Source organism: Pseudoduganella sp. RAF53_2 (assembly GCF_052113985.1).
In the GTDB taxonomy this organism is placed as follows: Bacteria; Pseudomonadota; Gammaproteobacteria; order Burkholderiales; family Burkholderiaceae_D; genus Rugamonas.
In genome coordinates this window covers 1-5806 of record NZ_JBFRDW010000379.1, presented here as the reverse complement: position 1 = coordinate 5806, position 5806 = coordinate 1, and the positions used below count along the sequence as shown (strand labels likewise).

Genomic DNA, 5806 nt, shown 5'->3' with positions numbered 1-5806 from the left:
AGATGAAGGAGACCAGGAATGAAATCCTGAAGTGCTTCATCGGTTACCCCTTTTTTGTTTAAGTAATGAAGCGCAGTGTAAAGAAAACCRCCAAATTGAAAAATGGAAGATAATTGAATAGTTACTTCGAAAAAACCGAACAATGAAAACTGCCGGCCTCAATTTCCGCCACCTGTACTTCTTCCGCGTTGTGGCGACGGAAGGCAGCGTCACGCGCGCTGCCGAGCGTCTCGGCCTGGCAATCCAGACCGTCAGCACGCAGATTCAGTCGCTGGAACAGCAGATCGGCAAGTCACTGCTAACCCAGCAGGGACGCCGCCTCGTCCCCACCGAAGCGGGCCGTGTGGCGCTGACTTATGCCGAGCAGATTTTCGAATTGGGCGACCGCATGCAGGAAGCGCTGGAGGATGTGGATGCAGGCAAGATGCGCCTGACCGTCGGCATCTCGGACTCGTTGCCCAAGCTGATTGCCTTCCGCCTGCTGCAGGCGACGCAGGCGCTGGATGTGCAGGTCAAGCTAGTGTGTATGGAAAATGAATTCGATTCGCTGCTGGCCGACCTGGCCCTGCATAAACTCGATGTCGTGCTGACGGACCGCTCCGTGCGCGCCACGGCCAGCCTGCGCGTGTTCAGTCACTTGCTGGCGGAGAGCCAGATGAATCTTTTCGGCACGCGCGCACTGCAGCGCAAGTACGCGCGCAACTTTCCGCACAGTTTGAACGGCGCGCCGCTGCTGCTGCCAACGCGGAACAACGCCCTGCGCGGGCGCATCGACGCCTGGCTGCTGAAGCATGAGATACGCCCTGATGTGGCTGGCGAATTTGAAGATAACGCGATGCTGAATACATTTGGCCGCAACGGCATGGGCCTGTTCTTCGCGCCTGCTACGCTGGCAACGGACTTGTATGAGCAGTTCGACGCCATGCTGGTTGGCGAAGCGCCCGAGCTGCGTGAACAGTTCTATGCCATCTCAAGTGAGCGGCGCATTCACCATCCTGCGGTGGAGGCTATTCTCGAAGCCGCACACGAAGGCCTGGCTTAAACGCTTTTGTAGTGGGCGCCGAGCGCGCCCAACCCGGCCAGCGCGTAGCGCACCATATCGGCAGCCACGCCGTCCGGGTCGTCGTTAATAGATGGGAAAAGCTTTTCGCGCATGGCCTGCGGCGCCATCAGCAACGCAAGGCATGGCGACATCAGGAAGAACAATCCGCGCTGCAAGCCTGGGCTGCCGGGCGGCAGGCCGAGGATTTCGGACACCAGGCCCAGCATCACCATCGCTTTCGGCGCAATCGCCTTGTGCACCAGCACCGGCGCATGCACGGTTGGCGCCATCAGCTCGCGCAGCACCACTTTCGCCCCCCAGTGCGCGTGCTTGCCCATGGCCCGGCGCACGATACCGCCGAGAATCATGCCGAGTTTCTGTTCTGCCGGTATCGTCTGAGCCATCACGGCCTGCATGTCTTCCAGCTTCAGCAGGTAGTGATGGGCCTCGACCAGCACAGTCTCATACAATTGGTCACGGCCGCCGAAGTGATAATTAACTGCCGCCATGTTGACGCCGGCGCGGGCGCAGATTTCTTTGCTGGTAGCGTCGGCGAAGCCACGCTCGGCAAATACTTGCCCCGCAACATCGAGCAGATGTTGTTTGGTTGCCTCACCGTCCTGGCGCGAAGCGCGCACTGCAACGGGTTCGGGTTTTCGAATGGAAGTTGCCATGGGCAGCATTGTAGGTCACACAGTAAAAGATAGCACGCGACGGAAATACTTCTAATTTAAATTTGAATTTGACGTAGAATACTTTCAGTAGTTAAGTGAATGAGGTTCGTCATGAACAAGAAAGTCGTCGTTTTCGCCGTTATCGCCCTGGCCGCCGTTGGTGCGGCCGCCTGGTTTCTGTCACGCCCAGCCACCAGCGACAAGGACCTGGTCTTATATGGCAATGTTGACCTAAGACAAGTTTCGCTCGCCTTCAATGGCAGCGAGCGCATCGCCACCCTGCACGCCGAGGAGGGGCAGCTGGTCCGGGCCGGAGAAGTGCTGGGCGAGCTTGATACCAAAACGCTCACCTTGCGCCTGGCCCAGTCACGCGCCCAGGCCGCGGCGCAGGAGCAGGTGCTGGGCCGCCTGAAAGCCGGCAGCCGTCCCGAAGAACTGGCGCAGGCGAAGGCGCACACTGCCCAGATGCAGGCCGACGCCGACCTCGCCCACCAGCAACTGGATCGCGCCCAAGCCACCTTCAAAGAGAGCAACGGCCGCGCCATCAGCCAGCAGGACATCGACAGCGCCCAGGCGCGCGCCAAGGCTGCCGACGCCCAGCTGCGCGCGGCCCGCAAGTCCGAGGACCTGGTGCAGATCGGTCCGCGCAAGGAAGACATCGCGCAAGCCCAGGCCCAGCTGGACGCCGCCCACGCCGATATCGCCGTGCTGGAACACCAGCTGTCCGAAGCCACGTTGAAAGCGCCGGTCACCGCCATCGTGCGCGCCCGCCTGATGGAGCCGGGCGACATGGCCGCGCCGCAGCGTCCTGTGTACACGCTGGCCATCGCCAGTCCGAAATGGGTACGCACCTATGTGAAGGAGGCGGACCTGGGCCGCGTGAAACCCGGCATGGCCGCCAGCATCGTGATCGACAGCCAGCCGAAATCGTCCATCCCCGGCAAGATCGGCTATATCTCGTCCGTGGCGGAGTTCACGCCGAAGACGGTGCAGACCGAAGAACTGCGCACTGCCCTCGTCTACGAAGTACGCGTGCTGACCGATGACCGCAGCAATATCCTGCGCATGGGTATGCCCGCCACCGTTCATATCGCACTGGCCCAGTAAGATCATGGCAGCGCAAGACCAAGGCCCGGCACTGAGCGGTAAGGGCCTGCATAAACGATTCACCGTCAAGGAATCGAAGCACGACATCCACGCCCTGTGCGATGTGTCGCTGGAGGTTCCGCGTGGCGCGCTGACGGCGCTTGTCGGACCGGATGGCGCAGGCAAGACCACGCTGCTGCGCATAGTGGCGGGCCTGATGAAACCAACCGAAGGCCAGCTCACCGTGCTTGGTGTCGACGTCGCCACCCATCCGCAAACGGTGCAGGACCGCATCAGCTACATGCCGCAGCGCTTCGGCCTTTATGAAGACCTGAGCGTGCAGGAGAACATGGATCTGTACGCCGATTTGCACGGCGTGCCGAAAAACGAACGTGCCGAACGCTTCAAGCGCCTGCTGCACATGACCGACCTGGGACGCTTCACGGATCGGCCGGCAGGCAAACTGTCCGGCGGCATGAAGCAGAAGCTCGGCCTGGCCTGCACCCTGGTACGCTCGCCTGAACTGCTGCTGCTGGACGAACCGACGGTCGGTGTCGACCCGCTGTCGCGCCGCGAGCTGTGGGACATCGTGCAGCAGCTGGTGAACGAGGAAAAGCTGAGCGTGATCGTCAGCACGTCCTACATGGACGAAGCCGAACGCTGTGCCCAGGTCTACGTAATGCACGATGGCCGCGTACTGGCCTCCGGCACGCCGGAAGCCATCCGCCAGCGTGCCGATGGCCTGTCTTACGTGGCCGTTCCCAAAGCACCGATGTCCGCCCGCAGCCTGCAGGCCCGCCTGATCGACGACCACGCCCACATCATCGATGCCGTGCCCGAGGGCGGCCAGGTGCGCTACATCCGCCGCACCGATGCGCCGGACGATGCGCTGGCCGGCTTGCTGGAAGGCGCCAGTACCCAGCCCGCGCCACCGCGCCTGGAAGACGGCTTCATGATGGTGCTGCGCGGCGAACCTGCGAAAGATCCCAACGCCGCCAGCGCCCCCGTACACAAGATCGAAGCCGAAGACGGCGACCAGCCCGTGATCGAAGTGCGCGACCTGGTACGCAAATTCGGTGACTTCACTGCTGTCGCCAGCACGACCTTCAGCGTCAGGCGCGGCGAGATATTCGGCCTGCTCGGTCCCAACGGCGCGGGCAAGACCACCACTTTCCGCATGCTGTGCGGCCTGCTGCCTGCCAGCAGCGGCTTCCTGCAGGTGGCAGGCGTCAATCTGCGTCATGCGCGCGCCCAGGCGCGCCAGAAGATCGGCTACGTGTCGCAGAAGTTCGCTTTGTACGGCAACCTCACCGTAATGGAAAACCTGGACTTCTTCGGCGGCGCTTATGGCCTGTATGGCGACAAGCTCAAGGAGCGCACCAGCACCGTGCTCCAGCAGTTCCAGCTGCACGGCCAGGAAGACATGCCCAGCGGCCAGTTGCCCGGTGGCTTCAAGCAGCGGTTGGCGATGGCGGCAGGCCTGCTGCATGAGCCGGAAATTCTCTTCCTTGATGAACCCACCAGTGGCGCCGACCCGCTGGCACGGCGCGAATTCTGGCGGCGCATCACGGCTTTGTCCGAAGCTGGCGTGACCATCGTCGTCACAACTCACTTCATGGAAGAAGCGGAATACTGCGACCGCATCGTGATCCAGGACGCGGGCAAGGTACTGGCCATCGGCACACCGCGCGAAGTGCGCGACCAGGCTGGCGGTACAGGCGATATGGAGCAAGCCTTCATCGCCATCGTCGAAAAGAACCGCAAGGAGACCCGCCAATGAGTGCCGGATTCTCCCGCCGCCTTGTGGCGCTCACGCGCAAGGAATTCCGCCAGCTGCTGCGCGATTCGGCCAATCTGGCTATCGGCATCCTGCTGCCGATTGTGCTGATCCTGATCTTTGGCTACGGCCTGTCGCTGGACGTGAAGGATGCACCGATCGCCATTGTCATGGAAGATGCCTCGCCTACCGCCAATGATGCGGTGGCGGGCTTGCAGCTATCGACGGCCTTCAAACCGGTCATCGTGCAGTCCATGCACGATGCCGAGACGCTGATGCAGAAGCGCGAAGTGGACGCCATCGTGCGCGTGCCGTCCGATTTCTCGCGCAGCATGAACGCAGGCGGTGCGCGCATCCAGCTGCTGGTGCACGGTGCGGATGCCAGCCGTGCCACCATCATCATGAACTACGCCACTACCGCCCTGGCCCAGTGGCCGCAGCGGCAGGCTGAACGCTCCGGTGCAGCCGCTGCGCGCGGTGCAGCCACACCCGCATCGGGCGCGGTTGCCGTCGAACAGCGCATGTGGTTCAACGCCGCCAACACCAGCACCTGGTATCTGGTTCCCGGCCTGATCGTCTTGATCATGACGCTGGTGGGCGCCTTCCTGACTGCACTGGTGATGGCGCGCGAATGGGAACGCGGCACGCTGGAGGCGCTGTTTGTAACGCCCGTGCGTCCGGTGGAAATCCTGCTGGCGAAGATCATTCCCTACTTCTGCGTCGGCATGCTGGGCCTTGCGCTTTGCCTGCTGGCGGCGCGCTTCCTGTTTGAAGTGCCGATGGAAGGATCGCTGCTCGTCGTGGTGATTGCCTCCATGCTGTACCTGTTCGTGGCGGTCGGCATGGGTCTGCTGATTTCGTCGGTGACAAAGAACCAGTTCCTCGCCAGCCAGGTGGCGCTACTGTCCAGCTTCATGCCTTCGCTGATGCTGTCCGGCTTCCTGTTCGACCTGCGCAATGTGCCGGTAGTCATTCGCATCATTGGCAAGATCCTGCCCGCGACCTATTTCATGGAACTGATCAAGACCCTGTTCCTGGCCGGGAATGTGTGGCCGCTGATCCTGCGCGATTGCGCCATCCTCGCCGGCTATGCGGTGCTGCTGCTTGGCATAGCGCGCGCCGTCACGCGCAAACAACTTGATTAAGGTGCGCCATGCTCACATTCATTCGACGTATCGTAAATTTGTGCCGCAAGGAGTTTCTGGCTGTGCTCAAGGACCCGAAGAG

General features: G+C 61.9%; 5 protein-coding genes. 4 read left to right on the top strand and 1 reads right to left on the bottom strand.

What is annotated here, in order from left to right; translation table 11 throughout:
* Window positions 1-142 precede the first annotated feature (142 nt).
* The gene (gene nhaR, locus AB4Z11_RS20560; protein WP_442027321.1) at window positions 143-1042 is read left to right on the top strand and encodes a transcriptional activator NhaR; all 900 of its coding nucleotides are present in this window, start codon (window positions 143-145) and stop codon (window positions 1040-1042) included.
* Here nhaR and AB4Z11_RS20555 read toward each other — a convergent pair.
* Complete coding sequence (locus AB4Z11_RS20555; protein ID WP_442027319.1) at window positions 1039-1716, bottom strand: TetR/AcrR family transcriptional regulator; 678 nt, start codon at window positions 1714-1716, stop codon at window positions 1039-1041. The two genes, nhaR and AB4Z11_RS20555, sit on opposite strands and share 4 nt — an antisense overlap.
* A gap of 111 nt (window positions 1717-1827) precedes the next feature.
* Here AB4Z11_RS20555 and AB4Z11_RS20550 point away from each other — a divergent pair, with 111 nt between their 5' ends.
* From AB4Z11_RS20550 to AB4Z11_RS20540, 3 genes are read left to right on the top strand one after another with little or no spacing between them, the layout of a single operon-like run.
* Window positions 1828-2823 (top strand): HlyD family efflux transporter periplasmic adaptor subunit, encoded by a 996-nt coding sequence (locus AB4Z11_RS20550; protein ID WP_442027317.1) that lies wholly within the window; start codon window positions 1828-1830, stop codon window positions 2821-2823.
* 4 nt (window positions 2824-2827) lie between these two features.
* Window positions 2828-4582: an ATP-binding cassette domain-containing protein gene (locus AB4Z11_RS20545; RefSeq protein WP_442027316.1), complete on the top strand. Its 1755-nt coding sequence runs from the start codon at window positions 2828-2830 to the stop codon at window positions 4580-4582.
* Entirely contained in the window at window positions 4579-5724 is a 1146-nt protein-coding gene (locus tag AB4Z11_RS20540) for an ABC transporter permease (protein ID WP_442027315.1), read from the top strand. Before AB4Z11_RS20545 ends, AB4Z11_RS20540 begins: the two co-directional genes overlap by 4 nt.
* Window positions 5725-5806 lie beyond the last annotated feature (82 nt).